General features: G+C 39.4%; 27 protein-coding genes. 11 read left to right on the top strand and 16 right to left on the bottom strand.

Annotated features, from left to right (window positions below):
- Positions 1-39 precede the first annotated feature (39 nt).
- The 8 genes from add (at position 40) to SGI74_00975 (ending at position 7,584) form a co-directional block, all read left to right on the top strand.
- Positions 40-1,053: an adenosine deaminase gene (add, locus tag SGI74_01010; protein ID MDZ4676061.1), complete on the top strand. Its 1,014-nt coding sequence runs from the start codon at positions 40-42 to the stop codon at positions 1,051-1,053.
- 85 nt (positions 1,054-1,138) lie between these two features.
- A complete protein-coding gene (locus SGI74_01005) occupies positions 1,139-1,498 on the top strand; it encodes a hypothetical protein (protein ID MDZ4676060.1) in 360 nt (119 codons plus the stop codon).
- On the top strand, positions 1,495-2,778 hold the full coding sequence (guaD, locus tag SGI74_01000) for a guanine deaminase (GenBank protein MDZ4676059.1): 1,284 nt from the start codon (positions 1,495-1,497) through the stop codon (positions 2,776-2,778). Before SGI74_01005 ends, guaD begins: the two co-directional genes overlap by 4 nt.
- 60 nt (positions 2,779-2,838) lie before the next feature.
- A complete protein-coding gene (locus tag SGI74_00995; protein ID MDZ4676058.1) occupies positions 2,839-4,311 on the top strand; it encodes a hypothetical protein in 1,473 nt (490 codons plus the stop codon).
- A gap of 14 nt (positions 4,312-4,325) precedes the next feature.
- Complete coding sequence (locus SGI74_00990) at positions 4,326-5,354, top strand: hypothetical protein (GenBank protein MDZ4676057.1); 1,029 nt, start codon at positions 4,326-4,328, stop codon at positions 5,352-5,354.
- Between the two features lie 8 nt (positions 5,355-5,362).
- On the top strand, positions 5,363-6,154 hold the full coding sequence (locus SGI74_00985; protein ID MDZ4676056.1) for a hypothetical protein: 792 nt from the start codon (positions 5,363-5,365) through the stop codon (positions 6,152-6,154).
- Positions 6,155-6,205: 51 nt separating this feature from the next.
- On the top strand, positions 6,206-6,970 hold the full coding sequence (gene xdhC / locus SGI74_00980; GenBank protein MDZ4676055.1) for a xanthine dehydrogenase accessory protein XdhC: 765 nt from the start codon (positions 6,206-6,208) through the stop codon (positions 6,968-6,970).
- Positions 6,967-7,584 (top strand): NTP transferase domain-containing protein, encoded by a 618-nt coding sequence (locus SGI74_00975; GenBank protein MDZ4676054.1) that lies wholly within the window; start codon positions 6,967-6,969, stop codon positions 7,582-7,584. The genes xdhC and SGI74_00975 overlap by 4 nt, the downstream gene beginning before the upstream one ends.
- Here SGI74_00975 and SGI74_00970 read toward each other — a convergent pair.
- The 10 genes from SGI74_00970 to SGI74_00925 form a co-directional block, all read right to left on the bottom strand.
- Positions 7,570-8,013, bottom strand: coding sequence for a DMT family transporter (locus SGI74_00970; GenBank protein ID MDZ4676053.1), 444 nt, complete (start codon positions 8,011-8,013; stop codon positions 7,570-7,572). The genes SGI74_00975 and SGI74_00970 overlap by 15 nt on opposite strands.
- The gene (locus SGI74_00965; GenBank protein MDZ4676052.1) at positions 8,004-8,885 is read right to left on the bottom strand and encodes an FAD binding domain-containing protein; all 882 of its coding nucleotides are present in this window, start codon (positions 8,883-8,885) and stop codon (positions 8,004-8,006) included. The genes SGI74_00970 and SGI74_00965 overlap by 10 nt, the downstream gene beginning before the upstream one ends.
- A gap of 3 nt (positions 8,886-8,888) precedes the next feature.
- Positions 8,889-9,377 (bottom strand): (2Fe-2S)-binding protein, encoded by a 489-nt coding sequence (locus SGI74_00960; protein MDZ4676051.1) that lies wholly within the window; start codon positions 9,375-9,377, stop codon positions 8,889-8,891.
- On the bottom strand, positions 9,367-11,601 hold the full coding sequence (locus SGI74_00955; protein MDZ4676050.1) for a xanthine dehydrogenase family protein molybdopterin-binding subunit: 2,235 nt from the start codon (positions 11,599-11,601) through the stop codon (positions 9,367-9,369). Before SGI74_00955 ends, SGI74_00960 begins: the two co-directional genes overlap by 11 nt.
- Positions 11,602-12,210 (bottom strand): hypothetical protein, encoded by a 609-nt coding sequence (locus SGI74_00950; protein ID MDZ4676049.1) that lies wholly within the window; start codon positions 12,208-12,210, stop codon positions 11,602-11,604. It abuts the gene before it with no gap.
- A gap of 12 nt (positions 12,211-12,222) precedes the next feature.
- Positions 12,223-13,284, bottom strand: a complete 1,062-nt coding sequence (locus SGI74_00945; protein ID MDZ4676048.1) for an ATP-binding cassette domain-containing protein — start codon at positions 13,282-13,284, stop codon at positions 12,223-12,225.
- Complete coding sequence (locus tag SGI74_00940) at positions 13,271-14,707, bottom strand: hypothetical protein (protein ID MDZ4676047.1); 1,437 nt, start codon at positions 14,705-14,707, stop codon at positions 13,271-13,273. Before SGI74_00940 ends, SGI74_00945 begins: the two co-directional genes overlap by 14 nt.
- Positions 14,707-15,600: a thiamine ABC transporter substrate-binding protein gene (locus SGI74_00935; GenBank protein ID MDZ4676046.1), complete on the bottom strand. Its 894-nt coding sequence runs from the start codon at positions 15,598-15,600 to the stop codon at positions 14,707-14,709. Before SGI74_00935 ends, SGI74_00940 begins: the two co-directional genes overlap by 1 nt.
- 10 nt (positions 15,601-15,610) lie before the next feature.
- On the bottom strand, positions 15,611-16,939 hold the full coding sequence (locus tag SGI74_00930; protein MDZ4676045.1) for a hemolysin family protein: 1,329 nt from the start codon (positions 16,937-16,939) through the stop codon (positions 15,611-15,613).
- 87 nt (positions 16,940-17,026) lie between these two features.
- Positions 17,027-18,502 carry a M14 family zinc carboxypeptidase gene (locus tag SGI74_00925; GenBank protein MDZ4676044.1) on the bottom strand — a complete coding sequence of 492 codons (1,476 nt, stop codon included), beginning with the start codon at positions 18,500-18,502 and terminating at the stop codon, positions 17,027-17,029.
- Positions 18,503-18,603: 101 nt separating this feature from the next.
- Here SGI74_00925 and SGI74_00920 point away from each other — a divergent pair, with 101 nt between their 5' ends.
- Both SGI74_00920 and SGI74_00915 read left to right on the top strand, forming a co-directional pair.
- Positions 18,604-19,266 carry a M23 family metallopeptidase gene (locus SGI74_00920; GenBank protein MDZ4676043.1) on the top strand — a complete coding sequence of 221 codons (663 nt, stop codon included), beginning with the start codon at positions 18,604-18,606 and terminating at the stop codon, positions 19,264-19,266.
- A 31-nt stretch (positions 19,267-19,297) separates the two neighbouring features.
- Complete coding sequence (locus tag SGI74_00915) at positions 19,298-20,224, top strand: DMT family transporter (protein ID MDZ4676042.1); 927 nt, start codon at positions 19,298-19,300, stop codon at positions 20,222-20,224.
- Here the strand turns inward: SGI74_00915 and SGI74_00910 are convergent.
- Positions 20,221-20,916: an LON peptidase substrate-binding domain-containing protein gene (locus tag SGI74_00910; protein MDZ4676041.1), complete on the bottom strand. Its 696-nt coding sequence runs from the start codon at positions 20,914-20,916 to the stop codon at positions 20,221-20,223. The two genes, SGI74_00915 and SGI74_00910, sit on opposite strands and share 4 nt — an antisense overlap.
- Positions 20,910-21,389, bottom strand: a complete 480-nt coding sequence (locus tag SGI74_00905) for a DoxX family protein (protein MDZ4676040.1) — start codon at positions 21,387-21,389, stop codon at positions 20,910-20,912. Before SGI74_00905 ends, SGI74_00910 begins: the two co-directional genes overlap by 7 nt.
- An 80-nt stretch (positions 21,390-21,469) precedes the next feature.
- On the opposite strand from SGI74_00905, the gene SGI74_00900 reads away from it, so the two are divergent.
- Positions 21,470-22,369 carry a M14 family zinc carboxypeptidase gene (locus tag SGI74_00900; protein MDZ4676039.1) on the top strand — a complete coding sequence of 300 codons (900 nt, stop codon included), beginning with the start codon at positions 21,470-21,472 and terminating at the stop codon, positions 22,367-22,369.
- A 31-nt stretch (positions 22,370-22,400) separates the two neighbouring features.
- Here SGI74_00900 and def read toward each other — a convergent pair whose 3' ends face one another.
- The 4 genes from def to SGI74_00880 are packed head-to-tail and all read right to left on the bottom strand — an operon-like array spanning position 22,401 to position 25,593.
- Positions 22,401-22,949 carry a peptide deformylase gene (def, locus tag SGI74_00895; protein ID MDZ4676038.1) on the bottom strand — a complete coding sequence of 183 codons (549 nt, stop codon included), beginning with the start codon at positions 22,947-22,949 and terminating at the stop codon, positions 22,401-22,403.
- A gap of 11 nt (positions 22,950-22,960) precedes the next feature.
- The gene (gene nth / locus SGI74_00890) at positions 22,961-23,626 is read right to left on the bottom strand and encodes an endonuclease III (GenBank protein ID MDZ4676037.1); all 666 of its coding nucleotides are present in this window, start codon (positions 23,624-23,626) and stop codon (positions 22,961-22,963) included.
- Positions 23,627-23,635: 9 nt separating this feature from the next.
- Positions 23,636-25,360, bottom strand: a complete 1,725-nt coding sequence (polX, locus tag SGI74_00885) for a DNA polymerase/3'-5' exonuclease PolX (protein ID MDZ4676036.1) — start codon at positions 25,358-25,360, stop codon at positions 23,636-23,638.
- A complete protein-coding gene (locus tag SGI74_00880) occupies positions 25,360-25,593 on the bottom strand; it encodes a ferredoxin (GenBank protein ID MDZ4676035.1) in 234 nt (77 codons plus the stop codon). The genes polX and SGI74_00880 overlap by 1 nt, the downstream gene beginning before the upstream one ends.
- Between the last annotated feature and the right edge of the window lie 76 nt (positions 25,594-25,669).

Raw genomic sequence — 25,669 nt, 5'->3', positions numbered from 1 at the left:
CCCTTAGATTTTTCGAAGAAATGGTTTACATTTAAAAACATGTCAAAATGGCGATCGTTTAAAAAAGTTGAGCTTCACCGTCACATGGAGGGCTCTGTACGACTTCAAACCGTCTTAGATGTAGCCTCCGAGGCTGGCGTGGTGCTTCCCTCTCGAAACATTGAGGTTTTAAGAAAATATGCTTGTGTCACAAGCCCCATGGAAAACCTCGCAGTTGTTTTAGATAAGTTTTGGTTGGTGCAATCCGTTCTCGCAACACCCGGCATTATTGAACGTGTTGCTTACGAAAATTGTATCGATGCCTTTAACGACGGAATACGAGTTTTAGAACTACGCTATTCCCCAAGTTTTATGAGCGTGAATCACCCTGAACTAACTTATGATTCAATTCATCAAGCCGTGTTAGCTGGAGTTTCTCGAGCTCAGAAAGAACTTAAAGACAAAATTGCAGTAGGTTTGATTTGTATTATTACTCGAGATCAACCCTTCACTGAGGCAGAAAAAACCGCAGATTTTGCTATTGAAAATAAAGATACCTTTGTGGGTTTTGATCTCGCAGGTGATGAGGCGATTTCTTCGAGTGTTTTTGCTCCTCTATTTAAAAAAGTCGCACACAGCGGAATCAAAATTACCGTTCATAGCGGTGAGGCAAATGTTTTAAACGCACCTCAACTCTTAAGACAAACTATCGAAGAACTTCAACCCGCGCGCATCGGCCACGGTGTTCAAGTGATTAATGATTTAAAGATTATCGAATTTGTAAAACAATCAGGTGTGGTACTAGAACTTTGTCCAACGAGTAATCTTTTAACTAAAGCTGTTGGTAATATTTTAGAACATCCCCTTAAAAAGCTTTTGGATATGGGAGTGAAAGTAACCCTGAATTCTGATGATCCTCACCTGTTTTGCATCGATCTTACCCATGAATATGAGACAATGGCAACGCATCACGGCATGGGTGTAGAAGAGTTTAACCTATTGAATTCTATTGCACTTAAAGCCTCGTTTATTTCTCCAGAAAAAATCAAAAAAGCTTGGGACGCAGCACCTTAAAAGTTTTCTATAAAAACCACAAACCCCATGCTAACACCTAAGTAAGACATGCAATATTGTTCACCATTCTTTTTGGGGGATTTCTATGAACAAAGTTATTTTTATCTTCGCTCTCTTGTTAACAGTAGTTGCTTTTAATACAGCATCTGCCACCGAAGAAGATCCCCAGTTCAAGCGCATCATCGCAGATACGGTGATGCTTGCCTCTGTAAATGCAACTGCTGAAAAATTTGGCCTCACCTGTAAACTTCCAACAAAAATTAAAGCGCTGAAATTACTTTGCGATGGTGCTGGTAGCTGCACTTATAATTTCTTAGTACCATGTTATACCGCTCCTCAGATGCCTACTGAACAACCCGTTAAAAAACTTGATATATTTATATTTGGTAAAGACAACGGCGTTGAAAGTTTACTACAAACTGTGGAAATTTATTACCTGAGATGATCGTTCTCCACAGAGCGCAGTGGCTCTTTGATGCTCCTTCACCTGATATGCTCAGGTATTTTGAAAAAGGAGCACTCGCTATCGACGATGAAGGCGAAATATTAGATTTCGGCCCCTTCACCACACTTAGAAAATTATATCCCAAGGCTAAAGTATTTGATCATGGTCCTCACTCTGTCATCACTCCGGGCTTTATCGATTGTCATGTGCATGCACCACAAATGGAGATGATGGCCTCGGCCGGATACAGTCTTTTAGAATGGCTTAACAATCATACTTTTCCAGTAGAAGCAAAATATGCGAACGCCACTTACGCCACTAAAAGGTGGAAAGAGTTTTGTAACGGGCTACTGAGTTGCGGCACCACTTACGCTGCCATTTATGCAACATCACATACACCCGCGACATTAAAACTCATGGAAGTAGCTGAGAAATCAGGCCTGAGAGCCCATGTAGGAAAAGTTCTCATGGATCGCAATGCCCCTGAAAATCTTTTGCAACCCGCCGATGAAGCACTCATTGAACTTGAAGGTCTAATTAAAAAGTGGAAAAAAACTGAGCGTGTAAAACCCGCCATCACTGTTCGCTTTGCACCCACATCTACGAATGAGCTTTTAGAAGGTGTAAGTCAGCTTCGCAAAGAACACCCTCACCTTTTGGTACAAACTCATTTAGGAGAAACACCTGAAGAAATAAAATGGGTTGCAGATCTGTTTCCAAAATCTAAAAACTATACTGATGTATACGCGCAACATGGATTAATCGATGACAAAAGTCTTTTGGGTCATTGCATTTATTTAAAAAACGAAGAAGTGAATATTTTAAAACGACAAAAGAGTCATTTAGTACACTGCCCGAGTAGTAATTTCTTTTTAGGAAGTGGATTGTTTCCGTATCAGAAAATGCGCAATCAAGGCTTATCAATTGCCCTGGGTTCTGATGTGGGCGGGGGTTGGGATCTCTCAATGCATAGTACGGCTCGATGTTGCTACGAAGCTCAGGCCCTACAAAAATATTTCATGAAGCCAAGTGAACTACTTTATTTGGCAACACGAGCTGGTGCACTTGCCTTAGGGGATGGAGATCGCTTAGGTGTTTTTGAAAAAAATTACATAGCCGATTTTGTGGTTCATGATTTAAAAGGCCGTAGCCTTGTTGCTGATCGCGTAAAACAATGCGACTCCCCTGATGATCTATTATCGGCACTCTTATTCTTGGGTGGAGAACCCACGGTAAGAGCCACATATATTCAAGGAAAATGTCGCTACGAGTCTAAATAATCTAGCTTAGTATATTGCGATGCGGTAGGTTCGCCCTTCATAACAATTGAAGGAGTTTCCATGTCGGCAGCATACCTTAATATATTTTTTGCGTTGGTTTTTAGCATCACACAACCCACCATAATTTATGCAGATCAAGAACCTCAACCCGTACATATTGAGCGTAACCCTGGTGAACCAGTTTGTAATGAAACTTTAAAAACTTGCACTTATCTCGTACAAAATTCTAGCGCTACTGCAATCATCTCTCGTATGCGCGATGAAATTTTTGGAGGAATTCCCCTAAACGGAAACATCAATGGGGATCATCTTTCTGTTCCCAACGCAGGTTATATTTCTTATTGGCATCACGACGAAACAACACTAGCACGTATGAAGTTTTTTATTAAAGAAGCTGATCGTTTTGAACATTTCATTCCGCCAGTTGTAGTACCAATCATCATCGAGGTATTCGAAGCCACTGATGAAGGTATTTCTGAATTTGAAGCTTCGCTAGGCATTAATTCATCAGGAAATGGAAAATCTAAAGTTTCACTTAAAGATAGTTTAATGCTTTTAAAGACCTCAAAGGTGTCAGCATCATTACTTGCACTGCGAACCTCTCGCGAAATTGAATTTAAAAATACAATTCGCATACCAGTACCAAATCTCGAAAGTTTTCATTTTGCACATACATCACCCCATCACACTAGTTTTCCCAATGTGAGTGAAATAAAAACAAATAATCTAGGCATTGATGTTCGTGGCGAAGTGAGTGTGTCACACGAACAACAGGATTTAATTCGTATCAAAAATTTAAATATTAATTACGGCGTTAAAGATTTTAAAAATTCTGAAAATATCATTCTACTTCAAGTGTCTTCCCCCCAAATAGATTTACCAACGGGCGTTACATACTACATTGTCAGTGCAGACTCAGCTGAAGTAGCCACTAAAAAAACGACCGGCTTGTTCATTTTTGGTAAAAATAAAGAAATGGTACGTAAAAAACTTCTCGTTACAATACGAGCCAATGCTATGCCCTGGATGCAGTATATTGAACAACTCGCTACTGATGACACAAACCAATCGCGCGCAACATTCACTGATGATTATAAACGCAATCTATGCCACCAAGGTAATTTAGATGAAGTGCTCAACAGTCTTGAACCCTATTATCTACGAACACCCAATGGAGTACCTGTACTTGGCTTTAAACTAAATCCGAACCTTGCGACACTTAATACTTATCAACAATATGTGAATATCACCATTGAAAGTTCCAGTGGGTTTAAACAACAAGGGCAAAGACAAGTCGAAAATCTTATGCTCAATGGTGGTTTTTTATTTAAAACTCTGCCGCAAAAAATAAAAGATAAACCAATAGTTGAATTTCAAGTAACGCTAGAATCTGCAAACATGCATGACGGAAATTTTATTCAAGCTAAGCGTAAAATCAATTTAAACTATAACACGCAAAATAATTTACTCACACGTAAAGGTCTAATACCTAGCGATAAACCCGCTTGTGTTAATTCGACCAACCCAAATTAAGTGAGTATTTGAAAATGAAATGGTTTTTAATTTTTACTCTCACAGCATTTTCATCTCAGGTCTTTGCTCAAAATGTTCCTATGCCCGTAGTATTCACCGTGAAAACACTTAGTACATTATTTCGCGATATCCTCTCTCAAAAAGTGCAAGACCTTTCAAATAACTATATCGCCAAAGTTGTCGATAACCGTGTTGAGTTCTCCTCAAACAATGAAGTCGCCTGTAATTCGGGCGACGAAGTGCAACCCAAAAAACCACTAGCTGCCATTCAGTACACTTATTCACCAACAAAAACAGGGCTCATAGAACAAGTTGATTACGTTGGTTGTCGCGGGAAGATTACTTTTAGTGAAAACATAGTTACTGAAGGTATCAGCCTTACACCTAGTTGGAGTTTGGTACTTAAAGGTAAACGTGAATTTGAACTGAGCCTCAACGAAACACGTCGTACAATTAGTTACATTGTGAATGATAGAATTAAAAAATTTTCAGTTATGAAATTTGACACTCTTCGCACTGGTGAGCGTGTGATTACACGATTTTATCTTAAAGATAAATTAGCCTTAACAATGATCGAGTCACCAGGTATTGAAGCCTCGGTGCTGTCATATGAGCTACCAGAACACATTGACATTGATTTTCACTTTCTAGGTAATGAATTTGAAAGAGAAGCGCATTTTAGCCAAGGAACAAGAAATTTAAGAGCGCTGGCATTGCCTACTGGCAGAATTATATATTCAATCGGCCCCGTCAGTGAAACTTCACTTGAAGCATTTCAAAATGCTGCTAACGGACCAGTTATTACAGCAGTGATAGGTTCAATGAATTCAATTATCAATCTATTGCTTAAAGATTTTCCTGCCACTGAATTAATTAGCAGTGGAGAGCAGACATCAAAATTCTTTGAAGAACTAACACTTGTGCAATTCATACTTAACACAAATGGACCCATTCAACAGGTAAAGACAATTATTCGAGATATAATTTCTGCAATTAAAAATGGTGATTTAGTCATTGATGATCGACGGGGAAAGCAAAAATGAAAACCTTCATGAAAGCTATTTTCTGTTTCATGATATTTTTATCACCTAAAGTGGGCATGGCGCAGATCTCAGAAAAATTATTATCACCCGAAGTTATTTTTCAAACGTTCATACGCACCTTTTCTCAGTATATCCAGAAAGTTGAACTCCAGTTTCCATTACTTTCAATCAACCAAGATAGGAGTGAGCGTTCATTTGGCTCAAAATCACATCCTGTGCGCATTATATTTTCACAAAAAATTACCAGAGTGATTTCAGAGAACTCCATTGAGGAAATCATTACATTATCTAATAACGATAAAACTGAGGTAATCACTATTCAGCGAAATGGTAGCATTACTGGGCGTAGCCTTGAACCTACTCCCAATGAAGATCTATTAAACTTCAAATTTCCAAATCCCACCTCAGCTCAAGAATACATACTTCGCTTTAACAATTTTCCATTTAGCATTTCATTTAATAACTCAACCGATAATTGTAGGGCTGAATTTAAATTTGGCGATTCTAAAATTAATATTATCGACTACCGCGATTCACATAAAGTTTTCAGACAGTATACGGCTTACTATCAAGGTCACGGAAGTAGTGGGAAAATGGACATACTAGCCATTCGTAAGCACCAAGACCTCTGGGAAGTACAATATTTTGCCCCGTTGAATAGGCAAAATCCCAAACGAGTTGATCCTCCAAGATTTTTTGAATTTTATCAAAACTGGATTCAATACAGCACGGTATATTTTGGCCCACAATTATTAATGCATCTTAAGGCGCGTAAGGGCTGGCCCTGGACAAATAATTAATTATTTTAATAAAAATTGACCAAATCTCTTAAGTTTTTATACTTCTCTTGTATGAATCACTTCTTAAAAAATCAAGACACCTCCAAACCCCAAGTGATGGCTATTTTGACAAAGCGTTGGGGCTCTGCACCCCAAACTCCAGGAGCAAAGATGCTTATCTGGAAAGGTGGTTTTTGGGGCACTTTAGGCGGTGGACAACTTGAGTTTGAAGTTCTTAAACGTGCAGAATTATTACTTGAAAGTTCAGATAAAACCCATGTTGAAGAGTATAAATTATCAACTGATCTTAAGCAGTGTTGTGGCGGAAAAGTTGAAGTGTATTTTGAAAAACAAATGCCACTCACAAAAGTACTTTGCTTTGGGGCGGGGCATGTTGCCCAACAATTAGCATCCGTTTTAGTTGGCACTACCATTGAACTTCACATCGTTGATGAAAGATCTGAATGGATAAATCAACTCCCCCTAGGCAGTCAGGGTCACTTGATAGAACCATTAAAATTTTTAAACCATAACTTAAGTGATATTTCCACCAAAGCCAATATAGCCGTGGTTATGACCCACTCTCACGATCTAGATGAAAAATTGATTGACACTTTAGCCTCTAAAAGCGATTTCAAACATATCGGCCTTATTGGTAGCGATACCAAATGGCGGCGTTTTAAACATCGATTAGGTAATGCGAGTTTAACTGAATCGATGCTTGAAAAGGTGCAATGTCCCGTAGGTGTCTTTAAGGGGAAAAGTAAAGAGCCCCGAGATATTGCAATTAGTATTGCCGCTCAAATACTTCAATGGGTTGATGAGGGGGAATCATGAAATTTTCAGGTCTTATATTAGCTGGTGGTCTTTCAAGTCGTTACGGTTCAATCAAAGCACTTGCCGAATTAAATGGTAAAACATTAGTACGACAATGGGTTGATACACTCACCCTTGCAGGTTGTTCGGCAATTGGTATTGTTGTAAATAAAGAAAACAGTGAAGTAATTCGAGCCGCAGTGGGTGATACTTCAGTTCAAATTTTATGGGTTTATCAAGATGATCCTGAGTCTGCTCAATTTTCTTCAATACAAAAAGGCATTGAAGGTCTCACAGATTCAAAACTTTTAGATGATGGAACACTTCTAACACCCGTTGATGTATTGCCACCTGATCAAGAAACAATGCACAGATTAGTCGATAAAGTACGCTCTACCTTATTAGAAGATCCAGTGATTGCTTCGCAGCCCATGTTTGTACGAACACAACATCGCGGGCATCCAGTTTTTCTTAAAGTTTCATTTTGTCGTGAGCTTTTAACATTAGATCCTGATGTGAGTCGCTTAGATGAAATTTTACGTCAAAACAGACCCAGAGTATTAGATATTCCCGTCACAGATATGAATGTTGTTACAAATATTAATACTCCACTTGATGGTCTATCTGCGCAGTAAAAAAACTCCAGACAAAATCAAAACAACAGCAAATACACGCTGCAGGCTCACAGCAACTTGTGGCATGTTAAACAAACCATGGTGATCAACAAAAAGGGCTGCTAAACTTTGACCCAAAATCACAAGCACAATGGCCATAAGTGCACCGAGTTTTGGAAACGAAATCGTTAGAAATAAAACAACACCAAAACCAAAAATGCCGCCCAGATATTGCCACCACGAGAGCTCGCGCCAACGCTCAAGACTTACGTTGCCCCGTGACCACTCAAAAGCAAGATAAACAATTGCTAAAAGTAAAAAGATAAATGTATTGAGCGTAACTGCTGCGGGTGCACCGACAACGCGGGCAAGGCTGCCGTTACTTGCAGATTGAAAGGTCGTAAAAACTCCAGCAAGGAGTGCAAGTACCATCCATGAATTTATAGCCATTTAATAAATTCTCCTAGTAATTGGCGACTGACAAATTCGCGATAAATTTTAGTAGAACGAATATCATCCCGAGGTGTTATATCTTTTTTTAATTGTTCTTGGGCATTTTGTATTAACGTTGTTTTATTTTTTTTATTAAGTGTTGCACCCATTAAAAATTTCTCTGTATGCGGACAACGCAATGTATGCGGCCCAACAGAACCAAGACTAAAACTAAATTTAGTTATTACACCCCTACTTACTTCAGCGGTTCCAGCCACTACAACTTTACTGATGGCTTGTGCTTGGCGCGTACCTACTTTGCGATAATAATGCTTCGTATTCTTTGCAAGAAAAGGTAGAAAAATATCAACAATGATTTCATCGGGCATTAAATCAAACTTTTTATAACCATTGTAAAAATCGTTAATCTTTACAAAGCGCTTTCCTAAATTATTTTGTATGGTGAGAACAGCGTCATAGGCGCACAATGCGGGTAGACTATCCCCCGCAGGAGACGCATTGGCGATATTACCACCAATCGTACCTCGATTTTGAATTTGCACCCCACCCACAAGATTTGCAGCATCACTGAGATTAGAGAACTGTTTTTGAATTATATTACTGTTTCGAATATGTGTAAAACTTGTGAGTGCACCAATTCTTATTCCAGTTTTCTCTTTTTTGATTCCAGATATTTCTTTTCTCAAATTCCATATATTTAATAGTTTTTTAAATTTCAAATGTCCGGCATTAAATTCCACACCTAGATCAGTAGCGCCGGCAATTATTTTGAAGTTTAGGGCCTGTGAGTTCTCACGCTCTAAAATTAGCAATGCTTCGTTAAGATTTTTAGGTGTGATGATTTCAATTTCAGAAACAAGTCCACGCATAACTTAAATACCTCGACCCTTAGATTTCTTAAGTGCAAGGGCTGCTTTTTTAATTGATAAAAATATTTTCGTGTAGCCCGTGCAACGACAAAGATTTCCGGCCAATGCTTCTCGCATTTCAAAATCCGTTGGTACTTTACCTTTTTTTTCATGAAGCAATACTTGTGCAGCCATCAACATTCCGGGTGTGCAGATTCCGCATTGGGCTCCACCCCACTGAGTAAACGCTTTTTGAAGAGGTGAAATTACACTCCCCTTTGCTAAACCTTCAATTGTTGTGATTTGGGCACCTTCAGTTTGGCAAATAGGAATCAAACAACTATTGACCACTTCTCCATCAATTATAACTGAACAAGCTCCACATTCACCTTCACCACACCCCTCTTTACTACCCGTGAGTTTTAGTTCATTGCGCAAAACATCTAGAAGTCGAGACATGGGAGCAACGTCTACTGAGACTTGTTTTTTATTGAGTTTGAATTTAAATTTCATTGGGCATCCCCAATTTTTGATTGCTTGTATACTTTAAAAGTCTTTCAGGTGTCACTGGTATTTCTGCAATAAATTTACCTGTTGCGTGAAAAATCGCTCCAACTATTGCAGGGGCTGGACCATCCATTGGTAATTCGCCCACACCTTTTGCACCGTAAGGCCCATACTTGTACGGATTCTCAACAAGATTGACGATAATGTCTGGGGTGTCCATTGAAGTAGGAATAATATAATTTGTTAGACTGTTATTTTGTATTCGTCCGTCTTTCCAGACAAGCTCTTCAGTCAGGGCATAGCCAACTGCTTGAAGCATTCCACCCTCGATTTGCCCTTCAGTTAAAAGTGGATGAATGGCTTTACCCACATCAACACTTGAATAAAGTTTTTTTAATTTTACTTCAAAAGTTAAAAGATCAACCTCTACATCGGCAACAACTGCGGCCCAAGCATATACTGCATAGGCGTCACCTTTATATGTTTTATCATCCCACTGCACGTGAGTTGGCTTTTCATAAACTGAATAACAAGTGAGAGGCCCATATTTTTCATAAAGTTTTTGAATTGTTTTTTTAAAATTTACTTTGGCACCACTGGGTTTAAAAAACGGTGAACTATTAAGTTCTTCAAGTTTTTGTTTTAATTCAAGAGCAGCTTTATGTACAAGCCCACCAACTACCATGCATGTACGACTCGCTACAGTGGGGCCACTATCTGGAACAACATGGGTATCAGGAACCACGACATCTATGTCTTCATATCCCAAACCAAGAGTGTCAGAACAAATTTGTGAAAAAACCGTGTTTGTACCTTGGCCGATTTCTGTACTTCCTGATAATACACGTATGCGGCCGTCTTTACCGAGTTCAACGCCTGCTTTTGAATTAAGATACACTTCACCAGAACCTGTGAACCCAGCACCATGAAGAATTAATGAAACACCAATGCCTTTTCGTAAATTCATACCTTGTGTTTCAGATTTTTTATTAAAAGCGTCGTACATTTTGCGTTTTTTCTTATAATCTGAAATTTTAAGCGTGCGCACTAAAACTTTATCAGTGCTTACGCTCATGCCAAGAACTTGTCCTGTGGGCATCACATCGCCGATTTTATAAGCATTGAGTTTTCGAAATTGTGCAGGATCCATTTTCATTTTATGTGCAAGTTCTGTTACAGCACATTCAATACCAAAAAGTGATTGTGGAGCACCAAAACCCCGATATGCACCATTAGGCGGTGTATTGGTTTTTATTGAACGCGATATGATGCGCACACTCGGGCTCGCATAAGCTCCACCTGCGTGAAGAGTTCCTCGAGATAAAACAACCGGTGAAAGTGTGACATAGGCTCCACCATCAAGAACAAACTCTATATCAACAAATGTGAGTTTTCCTTTTTCATCACAGCCTAATTTAACTTTAGTTAAACCGGGATGCCTTTTTGTTGTCGCGGCAATATCTTCAGCGCGATCATAAATCATTCTTACAGGTCGCTTGGCCTTTAAAGCTAATAGTGCAACATGCCCTGCGAGTAGCGACGGATACTCTTCCTTGCCCCCAAAACCACCACCAGTGACAGTCTGCATGACTCTGATTTTTTCTTCAGGCAAATCAAATAAATATTTTAAAGCCTTAACCACATAATATGGGCATTGGAGTGAACCTTGAACTGTTACAACACCGTCGTCTGTTACCCAACCGAGCATTCCATTATTTTCAATATAAATATGTTCTTGATGAGGAACCCGGTAAACACCCTCATGAATCATAAATGATTCTCTATGCCCAAGCTTTAAATCGCCATTTTCAATATGAAAACTTTTTTGAACGTGCCCGGATTCATCGATGTTTAAGAGTGGCTTATAAATTTCATATTCAATATTGATATATTTTTGAGCCTTGATAATCATCTCACGATTTTCATGTGCAATAAGTAAAATCGGCTCTTCAGCATGTTGAATGATTTCTTCAACCAAAAAAGGCTGGTCGTATTCGATAAGGGCAACTTGATTTTTACCGGGGATGTCTTTGTAATCTACAATTACAAATTCATTCCAAGGAATTACTGGGTCAAAAGTAATTTTTTTAATTTTACCATGGGCAATGGTAGAACGAATTGTCTGGCCCCAAAGAGCACCTTTAAGCTTTATGTCTTCAACGTAAATAGCTTGACCATTTACCTTTTCGACAGCTTCTTTCTTAGGAAGATTACGGCCAACATTTTTCATTTATTTAAAATTAAACAAAATAGAGAAATAAGGAATAATGTCATTTTGAACAACATCAGGGCTACAAGCGCTCGTGGCACCAGAGTTTGGATCTTTACAATTAATGTAAGAAATCGCTTTATATGAAATCACGGGAGCTAATTCAAAATCTCCAAACAAAAATCGATAACCTACGTTTACACCATAACCACTACCCGTGCGATTTGTTGTGTAGGGATTTACATTGTAGCCACTCACATTGTCACGCATTTCTGCAAAGGCATAATAGTGAACAATGAACATCCAACTCTCACCCATGTAGCCCAATGCTGGGCCGTAATACTGATATGTTTCTTGATGTGTGACAGCGTTACTTCCACTGTCAGTAGTTTTTTCATTAACCATTGTATAATTAAAAACGCCACCCAGATATGCCCAGCCACCAAGAATGTAACCCAAGCCTGTTTCTGACGATATTAGTGTTTTATCTTGAACAGAGCTTGGCCCCGTGTTGAATCTTAAAGAGACACCAAAAAGATTTTGACTAACGTATAGACCTGTTTGTTCAGCCTGAGTTGGAAATGCAGAAAATATTAAACTTAAAATCATGACTAAACGAGTTAATACCACGGAGTTCCTCCTTCAAGAAGCTACTTCTTGAAGTAGCAAAAGGAGACTTGTCGGGTCAACCTGCAAATCAATAGCGCCCTTTAAATCTCCAATAGGTATTTCACTCCAAAACTTTACTTTTTGTCTATCAGATAGCACTGCAATACCAACACGTTTTGCCCCTTCATCATGAGCGCTCAGAATGTGAGCCTTTAAAATTAAGTTAGTCTTGCTAGCAATAACTCGATTTGTCATTGCCGCGTTAATTCCTTCAAAACTCCAATTCTTAGCAATTAATTTACTTGAAACTGACTTGGTGCGATGGATTTTTGGAGTCAGTAAGATTTCAGCCAATTGACAATTTGTATTTTGAAAGCTCACATCTAAAATTATGTTCTCAGGAATCAATCGCGCCAATTCAAGACTCTCAGGGGTATTGAGAATTTCATTTGTGGTATTTTGACCAACACAACGCCCCTCTGAAAGCACCAAAAGATTTTTACTTACAGCTCGTACATCTCTTATGTCATGGGTCACAAAAATAAATGGAACGCGATACTCTTCACTTAATTGTGCAATCAAACTTCGCGCTTCGTCGCGATTATTTTCATCAAGTGCGCTGAGTGGTTCATCTAATAAAACCATGCGTGGTTTAGTCACAAGGGCCCGGGCAAGGGCGACTCGCTGTTGTTCACCACCAGATAAAACACGGGCATACGAATTTTTTACGCGTTCTAAACTAAGATGCTTAAGAAGTTTTTCAGCGTGATCAACCCAAATATCAACAGGTAACTTTTTTGCCTCGGCAGCAAAAGCTATGTTCTCCCACGCTGTCATGTGTGGGAAAAGTGCATAGTCTTGAAATACAAATCCAAAATTTCGCTCACGAGCCGGTAATTCGCTGAGAAGTTCTCCGCCCACAGAAAGTTTAAACCCCGGAGCATCAATAAGCCCCGCCATGATTTGTAAGAGTGTACTTTTACCAGAACCACTCGCACCCCAGACGCAAGTAATTCCATGCTCTGGAAAATCCCATTTAGGAATATCTAATTTAAAACCAGGACACTCAAAATAAATTTTCTCAGCCCAAGCCATCAGTAATGACCTCCAACATTGTCATTGAAACAATACTCAATACTAAGAGTATAAGTGCGCTTAAGGCCGCTTGTTCAAGCCGGTAATGGCCCAAAAGACTTTGTACATACAATGGAAGTGTTGACTGAGAAGCTCCAACAAGGCGAGAAACAGAAAATTCCCCCATAGACCAACACGCAGCTAATACACCACCTGCTAAATAAACCTTTGCACCAAGTTTTAAATAAACTTTCTTAAAACCTAGTAATTTGTCAGCACCGGTTTGTTTTAAAACAAGATCATATCTATTTCGCAAAGCTTCAAGCCGAGGGGCTGAAAGTCTAAAAACTGATAAAAAAATTACTGCCATGTGCCCCCAAACCAGCACCTCTATAAGGCGCCATGAAGACACAACCCCCGAAGTACGAAAAATTAAAACGCCAGCCAAACCCACAACAACACCACTTAGTGTGGGCAGCCAAGTCAGTTTTTTATTCCAACCCCAACCCGCTAATAAAGCTAAAAGTAAAAATGTTAAAACTCCAACGACACTAGAAACAATTAAAGAATTTTTAGCGGCAACTATAAATTCTGGTGATTTGATTAGATTTTTGAATTCACTCAAATGTGCAATTGCCAGACTCACGAGTTTCAAAAGAGGAACAAGTGAGATGCTTAAAACTATAAGGGTTAATAGGGTCCAGAGCGAAAACCAGGGTGAGTTGGTTTGAAATTTTGAATACTCTGTTTTTAAGAGTAACGGCCTTAAAATCACCAAATAAACGACAAACTGCAGTAAACACTGAATAATACTGAGTGCTAAGGCTGAAGATACATCTCCACTTGTATGAATACTCTCATAGATCAAAACCTCTAAGGTGCTGGCTTGAGGCCCTCCACCTAAGACCAGTGGAATAGCAAAACTTGATAAACAAAGTGCAAACACGACTGCAAACGTATTTCGAATTTGTGGAATCATCATAGGCAGTATGCCACGACTGAATAAAAACATTTCTTTTGCACCCACAACTCTACCTACTGGTTCCCAACGATTCTCAAGCTCAGCCCATTTTGCTCCAAGCCAAACTGCGCATAACCCACTATTAATAAAAACATGTCCCAATACTATTCCCCAGAGTCCGTATGGGAAGTTTTCAAATGTTAAAAGCAAACATAAAACAGCGAGCACTGATGACATAATATTGGGAAGAAGAAATATCCAACTTGCTGGTTTCTTAAACAATCCTAATCTCGCAAAACCAGGAGCTGCAATTAACCCCAAGAACACACTCGCCGTAGCACTGAGCACAGCTTGAAGCAGGGTGAAAACCAAAGAACGGGCAAACACTACTAACTCTAAATTATGTAAGATCTCATGGAAGTTGATTTTAAAAATCAAAAACAAAAGCGCATTAAAACTAATGAGCACTATTAAAAAATTCATTATGAAAAAATCTCACGCCATTTTTTGAGCCAGACATCTAATTTTTCAAGCTCTTGCGCACTTAAAGGTTCAATCTCTTTCACTACTCCCAATTGCTTAAAGGCAGGGGTGAGTTTTGCCTTTGCATTAACTGGGTACATGAAATTCTTTTTAGGAATCTCTTCTTGTGCAAAAGTGCTCAACATGAAATCAGAAAATTTCTGAGCCAACTCGTGTTTTTTAGAATTTGGATTCACCACTAGATATTCTGTTTGCACATAATGACCACGAATAAATTCTGCCGCTTTGAACTCTTGTTTTTTCTCTTCTTGAATATGGTAGGCCGGTGAAGTCCAATAACTAAATACAAGTTTTGCCTGATTTTTTTTAAAAAGACCGTAAGCTAAATCCCAATTCGGGGTTACGAGCTTTACTTGTGATTTTAGTTTTTTTAAATATTCCCAGGCACCATCTTCACCTTTTTCTTTTATAATCCAAAGCAGAAGTCCAAGCCCTACAGTTGAGAGCCTTGGATCTTGAATAACAATTTGGCCCTTCCATTGAGGGTCAAGCAGATCATCAAGAGATTTAGGTGGGGCCTTAACATAATTTGAATTGTACACAAATGCATAAGGGCCCTTATCAAAAGCCAAAAACTTTGAAGCCCATTTTAAATCTTTTTGTACTTTTGGAATCAACGTCTCATCAATTCCTATAATCATATCAGCTTCAGTTTTATTTCCCTCAAGCTTTAAGCGCCCAAGCATAGCGCCACCATCACCTGCATCGACGAGTACAACTTTACATTTGCATGATTCTTCAAATTTTTTAACAAGCCCGGGGCCGACTCCCCACGACGAAGTAAAAGAACTATAAGCATAAATGACAAGAGTAATAAGTGCTGATGAGTTCATAAAATCCTAACTACTGGTTTTGGCCTTTTACTTTTTTGATAACTTGAATAGATGAAATGCGACGACCTTTTAGCAGTTTCACAACAAAGCTAAAGTTATCAAAATCAGCAACGTCACCAATTTTTGGTAAACGTCCTATTTTAGAAAGTACGGCTCCGCCAATGGTGGTATTATTAAGTTTATCAATGCGAATGCTGAGTTTATCTTCAACCTCATCTATAAGTGTGCCACCTTCAATAAGGTATGTACCATCACGCAAAAGTTGAATACGTGAGGCCTCTTGATCATACTCATCTTGAATTTCACCAACAAGTTCTTCTAAAACGTCTTCTAAGGTAACAAGACCAATTGTCACACCAAATTCGTCAATTACAATGGCCATATGAATTTTGTTTCTTTGAAAATCTTTAAGCAGCTTAGTTAGGGGTTTATTCTCCGGCACAAAAAGAATATCACGACGTATGTTTTTTAGTTCCATATGCTCACGACTCGCTTCACTTTGCCAAAGCACGTCTTTAAAATTAATAAGTCCGATGACATTGTCAATTGAGCCATCACAGAGCGGATATCTTGTATGATTATTTTGTTTTGCTGTTGTGAGATTGACATCAATCGGTTGGCTAATATCAAGACTCACGATACCGTCACGAGCAATGAGCGCATGTTTTGCAGTCCGTTTTGAAAAATCAAATACATTATCAATTAAATCAAGTTTTGCGTCAGTGAGCGCACCTTTACCTAAACTTTCAGTTAAAACTAAACGCAATTCTTCTTCAGTAAGTTTTTCGTGAAGTCGAACCCCCGTGCGCACACCCAAAAGACCTAAGAGAAATTTTGCGCTCGAATCAAATAACCATAAAAGTGGTCTAAAAAAGTTTCTCGCCCAATAGAGAAAAGGCGCCATTGCTAAAACTACTTTTTCAGCAGAGCGAATTGCCAAGGTTCTGGGAACTAATTCGCCTAGTACAATATGAAAAAACGAAATGATCATAAACGCAATGATGACCGCTGCCGTATGTATAATAACAGGATCAATACTTATGTTTATAGGAATGAGGCTCTCAATAGTATACGCAATGGCTGGCTCGCCTATCCAACCCAAACTCAAACTCATAAGCGTGATACCCAACTGGGTGACTGCTAAGTAGCCTTCGATATCTTCTAAGAGTTTTAAAACCAGCGGCGCACGCTCATCACCACCCTCAGCAAGTTCTTGAATGCGAGAAAATCTCACTTTAACGAGCGAGTACTCTGCCATAACGAAAAAAGCGTTAAAAACTACACAAAGGCAGGCAAATAAAATGTCTATAGTGATTGCGCCGAAAAAACCAGTTCCCATGAGCGCCGAGTTTAGGAGGTGTTAAGTTTTGGGTCAAATAAAGAACGCCACAGAGAGACAACTCTGCGGCGTGTCATATAAGCGAAATTAAGGAATACTGATCGTAACCTGTTGAGGACGTCCACTCATTTGAACTTGTAACTTCGCACTACGACCATCAGGCAGTTTAGCAGTTACAACGTATGTTGAAGGGTCCAAAACCTTGAAGAATTTGCCGATCGCATTTGTGCGAAATGGCATTTCACCATGGCTAAGCACGATGGTGTTCACATCAACAACCGCAGCTGCTGCAGGTCGATTTGATTTTTGATCAACAACATTTACTGTGAGGAGATTCTGATCAGATACGTTGAGCAGGTAAATCCAAGCAGCTCTGTGCTTAACAAGTGTTTGCTCTCTTAATGAATACGGAGGATGAAAGTCTTCGTTTACTTCAAATGTAAACGCAAGGGATCCGTAGTTAGCATGGATATGATCCATGGAATCTCCGTCTACATCATAAAGAAGCTGCCAAGGTGTACCAACGGCATAATTTCCACCAGTATCACCAGGCAAACGTTTAGCGAGTTCTTTACCCACACGGTCTTCTAACAATGCTTCAGCAGAGTATTGTCCGCGACATCCGTAGGGATAAATAATTAATTCAGAATATGAGTGATAAGATAAATATGCTGTTGGTCGAACTGCCTCAGCAAGTTTCATGAGCGCTTGTGTCTCAGGTTCGCTACCAGCTGTTGCGCCACGGTATGTTTCACTCCAGGATGAACCTGAAGATCCGTTACATGCATTCCATTTGTAAACATAGTTACGATTGAGATCGACGCCAAACACGCGATTTTGATCAGCGTGGGCATTTTTTCTCCACATGCTATTGCTACTCCAGACGATGTTTGATCCGTCTAAGTTTAACATTGGGATCACCCAAACGTTCCAGCCTGCAATGATTTCTTTAGCACGAGCTTCGTTATCAACGAATGCACTTTTAAGTAAGGTTTCTGCAACATCGAGTACCACTTCAGGAGTCATAATTTCGCGCGCGTGATGTAAACCGTCAAAAATAATTGAAGGTTTAGCTAGTGAACGAGCATCATTTGCTTGCGGTGTAGATGAAACAAGCATCGCTAAAATCGGGCGACCTTGAATGGATGTGCCGATCTGTTCGATGCGTGTGAATTGTGGATAAGCCGCGTTTAATGCTTTTAATTTTTGAGCCAAAGTTGTTGGATTCAAAAACCGTGGGTCTGGCCCAGCTGCACGATCAAAAGGAGCAGCACCAAAAGCATTGCCTTGATAACCAAGAGTTTTGATGTACTCAACTCCAGCATCATTTGTGATAACTTCTACGATATTTTTTCTTAAGTTAACGCCGGCAACGTCAAAACCCTGAGCTGCAAGTTGCTTGCTCAAGTGAACGGTATCGACAGTTTGTGGAACTTGAACTTTATAACGAAAAATTTTAGTGCTGGGCATTTCAGGTGCAAGTGTTGTGAAACCCACTTGTCCCAAACTCAGTACAACTAAAGCCGCAATAAATGATTGAATCGTAAATTTAGTAATTTTCATAGGTACCCTCCAATATGAACTTTTTACATGTGCAATTCACAAGAATCAACACAATTACGGCAGAGATTTTGCTCTAAGCATACCTCATGAGGAGAAGAGTAGTGCTTAAACTGGGTTTAGCCCTTATTAGCGTAGTCATTTGTTCAGCTGCGTCTGCATTTGTTTCTGAGTCTACGACTCTGAAAGTTCTAGCTACTCGTGGAGATTTTTCTAATCAACTTATACCCCTAGCACCCCTAGCTAGGTGGCAATCGCCTGTTAAAAACATACCCGTGACATCTTGTTATGGACCAAGACGCCTGCTTAATAAATTTGCCGATTTTCATGAGGGAATTGATTACGGCGCTGCTACCAACACACCTGTGCACGCTGTAGCTTCTGGAAAAGTTTTGTGGACTGGTTTTGTTGGGTGTTCAGGTCATGTTATTATTCTTCAACATCGATTAAAGAATCGTGCTGTCGTCTATTCACTTTATAAACATCTTAAAAACTTTGTAGTCAAAGTTGGTCAACAAGTTCGCCCCGGTCAAATGATTGCCTATTCGGGGTCGTCAGGACGACAACTTCTACGTAGCCAAGAAGCCTCAAAACGTGGCTGTGTCATCGGCCCCCATCTACATGTGGAATTTAAACTCTTACGCCCGGGTTTGACTGCTGGTAGTGTGCAAGAAACCGTAAAGCGAACCCGTGGGCATTTATCAGATATGGTTATGCCAATGCATCCTGCCCTTTTTATACCTGAACTTCAGGGTCGTTGTTCTTGACACTTTGATTCCCACCCGCAAACAATAAAGTATGAAACTTAAAAACAAATGGATCATTCTTGGCCCGCTCTTCGTTATTTTAGGTGCCGGAATGTGGGGCACAGAATCTTTTTTCAGAGTTAATCTTAATCGAAGCTATGATCCTGAAATTTTAGTTTTCATTGAACATCTATTTTGCATCGCCTTCACACTGCCCCTTTTATTTTTAAATAAAGTTTCGCTTAAAAAAATTCCGCGTAAAGCTTGGATTTATCTTATTTTAAGTGGCTCTGTGGGGAGCGCTATCGGCACAACATTTTTCACCATGAGTTTAAAAGAACTAAACCCCTCTGTAGCAAATGTACTTTTGAATTTTCAACCCATCGTGTGTGTTCTATTTGCTATGGTTTTATTAAAAGAAAAACCGGGCCGTGGATTTAGTTTTTGGGCGATTTTTGCTTTGTTATGCGGTGGAGTAATTGCCACAAATAATTTTAACATTTCTGATTTCACCTGGAGCATAGGACTTCTCTACATCACAATCACAGCACTCGCTTGGGGATTTAGCACAGTGGCGGGTCGTGGAGCCATGATTCATATTCCTTTAACAGTAGCAACAGCTGGAAGATTCATAATTGGGGCATTTACTTTATTTGTTAGCCTAGCCATTAAAGGGAAATTAACGAGCGAGAATCTTAACTGGCCACTGCTTAGTCAGAGTTCTATTTTGCAAAACTTTTTACTTTTAAGTTTTGTTGCGGGAGTTATACCCTTGTTTTTTTATTTCAAAGGGCTTTCAAAAACATCTGCTAGTGTTGCGGGGTTTTGTGAACTCACACAGACTTTTATTGCACTACTTCTAACATGGGGCGTGTTGGGGCAACCGCTCACTTCAGTTCAAGTCTTCGCCGGCATTTTACTCTTAGTTGCGGTTTATAAGATTAATATTAATTTTGCGCGGGCTAATAAACAGTACTAATTAATGCTTTCACCGTCATCAGTACTACCGCCGCCGGATCCGCCCCCTGGGCCACCACCTGTACCTGGGAAAAATATCATCTTGTTATCTGGACCTTTACTCATAGAATCCATGTCTTTTAAGAATTTCCAAATACTTTGCGCTTTAACTTCGAGATTGTTTTCTTCGAGTAACTTTTGTTTTTTCTCATAATCAGTGATGAAGTAATAGGCCACAAAATTACAGATGGGCTCTAAATCTTCGACATTTTTAAAAAACGAAATGGCTCGCGATGATTCATCAAAGTTCATGAAGATCCAGTTGATCAGCATTTCCCTTAATTCAGTAAGTAATTGCTGCTCTGTGGTTTTTGGCATCTCGCGATCAAGTTGTAAAATCTCACCCTCTCCTATTAGGTAGGGCAATTCTTGAACGTACTTATTAAATTTCACGCGCTTTGTTCCGAATACGAGAATATCTGTTGCGCCATTATCATAACGCTTAATTATTCGCACAATTCCAGCACCACAAATCATTGACGGAAAATTTTTACCCGCCTGTAATTCTGGCGCGTAGCTTAAGGCCATTTCTGTACCTTCACGCTCAATATTCTTGAGCATTGCCTTGAAACGATCTTCAAAAATATGCAAGGGAACATAGACCCCAGGGAATAATATTGAATTCGGAAGTGCGAAAATCGGAAGTACTACCACCAGAGACCTCGGACACGTTTATAAAAATAATAATCAAAACCGAAACATCGTCCTGCACCAATGAAAAGAAATGTAAGATGCATTGCGATTAATAATTTATTGGTCAAGAGATACTCCGATGCTCCAGCTACTATGAAACACGAGTTTAGTAATATAGCTAGTATTGCTGCGGGTCTCACCACGAAACCAGCGATATAAGCGATTCCTACTAATAATTGGCCGATAACAACGACATAATTAAATATTTGCCAATGTGGTAAAATCCAACTTTGTATAAAAGTGACTGTCTCTGGGGGCATTCCCTCTACCCACCAGCGTTGTAAAATATCTTGAAGAAAAGATTGTTCTAAAAAATCACTCTTAAATTTAGTGAGACTTTCGGAAAGAAAATAATAGCCAATATATATTCTAAGCAACGCTATGGGCCAGAGATGCCCCATATATTTCATGCTTTCAAGAAACGCTATTAGCATGACTTATGATCTCAAAAAGATAATGCGCTTGCCAGTTATTATTGCTAATCTAAAATTCAATCAGATACGGACAATCAATTATGATTCACTCTTTATTACTATTAATATTCAGCTCAGCCCTAGCTCTCGCTCAAGGGCCAGCGCCCTCGACTAATATTAACGAGGTCAAAAAGCTCATGGATGAACTCAAAGCTTCCAATAAGAAAACCAAATGGAATGAGAGCATCTACAACCCCGAGGGCTGGCGTATTGGCGGTAAAAGCGTTCAAGGTCGCCCGCTGATATATTTTATCTGTGGTGAAAATAATAAAAACACGACCTTGATGCTCTCAAGTGTACACGGAGATGAGATCACTCCCATATATTACGGCTTTCGTCTGGTCTCTTGGATAAAGGGTGAACCCGACTTGTGTCGAGATCATCGCGTGATAATTGCGCCATTAGTTAATCCTGATGGCTATATTTCTGAAAAGCCAAAACGCACAAATGCCAATGGAATTGATCTTAATCGTAATTTTCCTACCAAAGATTTTGATTCACAAGCCGTAAAGCTTTGGAAGACTGAACAAAAATCTGAGGCACGTCGTAACCCCGGCACAACTGGTGGATCAGAGCCTGAAACAAAATTTCAACAATGGCTTATTGATGAATTTAAACCTTCAAAAATTTTAACTGTTCATTCACCACTTAATTTTTATGATTATGATGGCCCGGAACATGACGGCATGAAGGCCTTTACTAAAGAGTATATCAAATCATGTGATGAACTTCGTGGAGTCGTTAAAAAAGAAAGTGAGAACTATAATTTCTCTCGCTACGGTTATTACCCTGGAAGCCTCGGAAATTACGCAGGCAAAGAGCGCGGTATACCGACTTTAACTTTAGAGCTCCCAACAACCGATGCCTCAAAAGCAAAATCATATTTTGAACGCCTGAAAAAAGGCACACACGCCCTAGTAATTTACAAAGTAAAAGATTAACAAAAAGTAAAAGGTACGCCGTTACTTTTTGTTAATCGAGCTCTTTCGCGGTTTCTAAATGATACTTACGAAATTCTTCTACAAAGGCTAGTTTGGTTGTGTCTTCGACTCGATCAATAAAGATTTTACCAAAAAGATGATCTACTTCATGTTGTATAGCAATGGCCGAAAAACCTTCGAATTCTTTATCAATTTTCTTTCCATCGCGATCAAGGGCTTGAAGCCTTATTTTTTTAGGTCTGCTCACTGCACCTCTGAGGCCCTCGACACTTAAACAACCCTCCCAAAATTCCATGGTTTCTTTTGTCAAAGGGGTGATCACAGGATTTATAAAAACAGTAATCAAAATCTCATCTTCATCTGGATATCGAGGATTCTCGTTTACTTCCATCACCGCAATTTGAAGACTCTCATGGACTTGAGGGGCAGCGAGACCCACACCACTGTATTCGTGCATGGTTTCGATCAAATCGTCGATGAGTTGTTGTATCTCAGGAGTTTTGATTTTATTTTCTGGAACTTTTTTAGCCACAAGTCGTAAAACCGGGTGACCAAGTTGAGCTACTTTTCGAATTGCCATTTACTTTCCTTTTAATCCGCCATTTTTGTTACACCCTTTTTAGAGCATAAACGAAATATCTTACAGATCTTACACCGTGGAGTGCGTGCGACGCAAATTTCTCGACCATGACTGATAAGTAAATGTGAAAAATCTGTCCAGTTTTTTTTAGACACAACTTCCATCAATTGAGTTTCAAGCTTCACAGCATCGACCCCGACGGCAATTCCCAAACGATTTGAAAGCCGCGTCACATGGGTGTCGACAACCATACCTGGAATTCCGTAGGCATTACCTAAAACTACATTCGCTGTTTTTCGACCAACGCCAGCAAGTGATGAAAGCTCTTCCATAGTTTTTGGAACATCACCGTTATGCAAATCCATTAATGATTGTGCACAGGCTTTAATATTTTTTGCTTTGTTTCGGTAAAAACCCGTTGAACGAACAAGCCGCTCTAGATCTTCAATATGAGCTTGAGAAAAATCTTTTGCTGTTTTGTATTTTGCAAACAAAGCTGGTGTTGTCAAGTTCACGCGAGCGTCTGTGCACTGTGCACTGAGCATCGTGGCAATTAATAACTGTAATGGATTTTTGTGATCAAGTGAACAATGGGCATCTGGGTACATTTTCTCTAAGCTAGATATTATTTTTTTAGTACGAAGTTTAACAGCTTCTTTAGATTCCCTTGGGCTCATATTGACTTTCTACTTAAGATGACGAGCGCGAGGAAGTGCAGCGAGTACTTTATCAGCAGGCAATGTGTTAACGATATTTTCAGCACTCAGCCAAGCCTTACGCGCGATACCCACCCCGTACTCCACGTCTTCAAGACCTGCAATACTATGAGCATCGGGATTAATACTTACACGCCCACCTTTTTCTTTTAGATATTTACCAAGTCGCCAATCCATGTCGAGTCGCTGTGGGTTTGCATTCAACTCAATGATGACACCCTGTTTGGCTGCCTCGTCAATAATCGTGTGCATGTTTATTTCAAATGCTTCTCGAGCTAATAGTAAACGCCCCGTGGGATGACCTAGAAAATCTAAATAGGGATTTTTTACAGCTTTGAGAACTCTTTTGGTCATTTGATCTTGAGATAATGTAAACCCTTGATGAATACTTCCGATGATGAAATCAAATTTCTTTAACACAGCATCTTCATAATCTAAGCTACCATCACTTAAAATATCTGATTCAATGCCTTTAAAAATTTTAATTTTAAATTTTTTCTGAAGGGCTTCAATGGCTTTAAATTGTTCAAGAAGGCGATCTTTTTTCATTCCATGGGCGTATCCAGCTGAAGTAGCTGAGTGATCACTGATACCAATATATTCAAAACCTAGTTTTTGGGCAGCCCCGACCATTTCTTCTAATGTATTTGTTCCGTCACTATCAGTTGTATGACAATGAAATATGCCTCTAATTTGGTCGCGCTCAATTAATTGGGGAAGACTTTTCTTTTTTGCAGCTTCAATTTCGCCGTTATTCTCGCGCATTTCTGGTGAAATATAAACAAGCCCTAGTTTTTCAAAAATTTCTGCTTCTGTTTTACAAGGTGTTGGTTTTTCTCCCTTGTACAAACCATACTCATTAAGTTTTAAACCTTTGTCTTTGGCAATTTGGCGCATGACGGTGTTGTGTTCTTTACTGCCTGTAAAATACAATAGCGCAAACGGAAATTCTTGCTCAGTAACAACTCGTAAATCGCAAGCCATTCCATTTTTTAAAACAACACTTGTTTTTGTTTCACCACTGCCAGTGATGCTCTCAACACTGGGATGTGTTGAAAACTTTTTAGTTACAGACTTTGGATCACTCGTAGCCACAAGAATATCGATGTCACGTACGATTTCCTTTCGACGTCTTAACGACCCACCCACTTCAATTTTAGTAACGCCCTTAACACTTTTAAGTGCCGCAACTAAAATTTGAGCCTCAAGGGCTGCATCGGAGTATAGAAACGATTCTTGATATTTTTTAACAAACTCAATGTTTTTTAAAATCTTCACTTGGGTTTTTTCACCAAAGCCCTCAAGTTTTACTAATCTATTTTCTTTACAGGCATATTCAAGCTCACCCACTGATGTGATATTTAGTTTGTTATAAATTGCGCGCACCTTTTTTGGCCCGAGACCAGGGATACGAATCATCTCCATGAGACCTTGAGGGATTTTTTTTTGAAGTTTTTTATGCTCAGTAATTTCACCTGATTTTAAAAACTCTTCGAATTTTTCTTTAAGTGCTGGACCAATGCCTTTTACTTCACCAATGGCTCCACTCTTGATGGCTTTTTCTAAATCACCATCAAATGATTCAATGATGCGAACAGCATTTTGATGGGCTCGAATTTTAAAAGGATTTTCACCAAGAAGATCAAGATAAGTGGCAATTTCATTTATAAGAGTGGCAAGTTTATCACGATCCATTAGGGCCCGTCGTTACCGATAGCCTCAACCGGGCAACCTTCCATTGCTTCTTTACACTGAGTTTCTTCTTCAGGTGAGGTTGGTTGAACAGATAAATAGGCGTGGCCTTCTTCATCATTCATTTTAAAATTATTGGGCGCTGAAGTGCAGCAAGCATCACAAGAGATGCACTGCGTGTCGACATAGAATTTACCTGCTACATTTTGTGGGTACTTATTTGCTTTATCAGCCATGGCTTCTCCTATTTAGCGAACCTTTAAGTTACAGGATTCCACAAATAAGTCAATTGCTTGGCCAAAACTATAATGA

The sequence above is a fragment of the Oligoflexia bacterium genome (assembly GCA_034439615.1).
Classification (GTDB): Bacteria; Bdellovibrionota; Bdellovibrionia; order JABDDW01; family JABDDW01; genus JAWXAT01.
This window is presented reverse-complemented; position numbering and strand designations above follow the sequence as displayed.

What these genes read in the sequence shown, in the direction of transcription:
- SGI74_00965 (MDZ4676052.1), bottom strand. Translation starts at nt 8,885, where the DNA reads ATGCGTGGACTTGTTTCTGAAATTGAAATCATCACACCTAAAAATCTT.
- SGI74_01005 (MDZ4676060.1), top strand. Translation starts at nt 1,139, where the DNA reads ATGAACAAAGTTATTTTTATCTTCGCTCTCTTGTTAACAGTAGTTGCT.
- SGI74_00985 (MDZ4676056.1), top strand. Translation starts at nt 5,363, where the DNA reads ATGAAAGCTATTTTCTGTTTCATGATATTTTTATCACCTAAAGTGGGC.
- polX (MDZ4676036.1), bottom strand. Translation starts at nt 25,360, where the DNA reads ATGGATCGTGATAAACTTGCCACTCTTATAAATGAAATTGCCACTTAT.
- SGI74_00960 (MDZ4676051.1), bottom strand. Translation starts at nt 9,377, where the DNA reads ATGAAATTTAAATTCAAACTCAATAAAAAACAAGTCTCAGTAGACGTT.
- SGI74_00955 (MDZ4676050.1), bottom strand. Translation starts at nt 11,601, where the DNA reads ATGAAAAATGTTGGCCGTAATCTTCCTAAGAAAGAAGCTGTCGAAAAG.
- SGI74_00940 (MDZ4676047.1), bottom strand. Translation starts at nt 14,707, where the DNA reads ATGAATTTTTTAATAGTGCTCATTAGTTTTAATGCGCTTTTGTTTTTG.
- def (MDZ4676038.1), bottom strand. Translation starts at nt 22,949, where the DNA reads ATGGCAATTCGAAAAGTAGCTCAACTTGGTCACCCGGTTTTACGACTT.
- SGI74_00970 (MDZ4676053.1), bottom strand. Translation starts at nt 8,013, where the DNA reads ATGGCTATAAATTCATGGATGGTACTTGCACTCCTTGCTGGAGTTTTT.
- SGI74_00925 (MDZ4676044.1), bottom strand. Translation starts at nt 18,502, where the DNA reads ATGAAAATTACTAAATTTACGATTCAATCATTTATTGCGGCTTTAGTT.
- SGI74_00990 (MDZ4676057.1), top strand. Translation starts at nt 4,326, where the DNA reads ATGAAATGGTTTTTAATTTTTACTCTCACAGCATTTTCATCTCAGGTC.
- xdhC (MDZ4676055.1), top strand. Translation starts at nt 6,206, where the DNA reads ATGAATCACTTCTTAAAAAATCAAGACACCTCCAAACCCCAAGTGATG.
- SGI74_00880 (MDZ4676035.1), bottom strand. Translation starts at nt 25,593, where the DNA reads ATGGCTGATAAAGCAAATAAGTACCCACAAAATGTAGCAGGTAAATTC.
- SGI74_00935 (MDZ4676046.1), bottom strand. Translation starts at nt 15,600, where the DNA reads ATGAACTCATCAGCACTTATTACTCTTGTCATTTATGCTTATAGTTCT.
- SGI74_00975 (MDZ4676054.1), top strand. Translation starts at nt 6,967, where the DNA reads ATGAAATTTTCAGGTCTTATATTAGCTGGTGGTCTTTCAAGTCGTTAC.
- add (MDZ4676061.1), top strand. Translation starts at nt 40, where the DNA reads ATGTCAAAATGGCGATCGTTTAAAAAAGTTGAGCTTCACCGTCACATG.
- nth (MDZ4676037.1), bottom strand. Translation starts at nt 23,626, where the DNA reads ATGAGCCCAAGGGAATCTAAAGAAGCTGTTAAACTTCGTACTAAAAAA.
- SGI74_00995 (MDZ4676058.1), top strand. Translation starts at nt 2,839, where the DNA reads ATGTCGGCAGCATACCTTAATATATTTTTTGCGTTGGTTTTTAGCATC.
- SGI74_00930 (MDZ4676045.1), bottom strand. Translation starts at nt 16,939, where the DNA reads ATGGGAACTGGTTTTTTCGGCGCAATCACTATAGACATTTTATTTGCC.
- SGI74_00905 (MDZ4676040.1), bottom strand. Translation starts at nt 21,389, where the DNA reads ATGCTAATAGCGTTTCTTGAAAGCATGAAATATATGGGGCATCTCTGG.
- SGI74_00945 (MDZ4676048.1), bottom strand. Translation starts at nt 13,284, where the DNA reads ATGGCTTGGGCTGAGAAAATTTATTTTGAGTGTCCTGGTTTTAAATTA.
- SGI74_00915 (MDZ4676042.1), top strand. Translation starts at nt 19,298, where the DNA reads ATGAAACTTAAAAACAAATGGATCATTCTTGGCCCGCTCTTCGTTATT.
- guaD (MDZ4676059.1), top strand. Translation starts at nt 1,495, where the DNA reads ATGATCGTTCTCCACAGAGCGCAGTGGCTCTTTGATGCTCCTTCACCT.
- SGI74_00900 (MDZ4676039.1), top strand. Translation starts at nt 21,470, where the DNA reads ATGATTCACTCTTTATTACTATTAATATTCAGCTCAGCCCTAGCTCTC.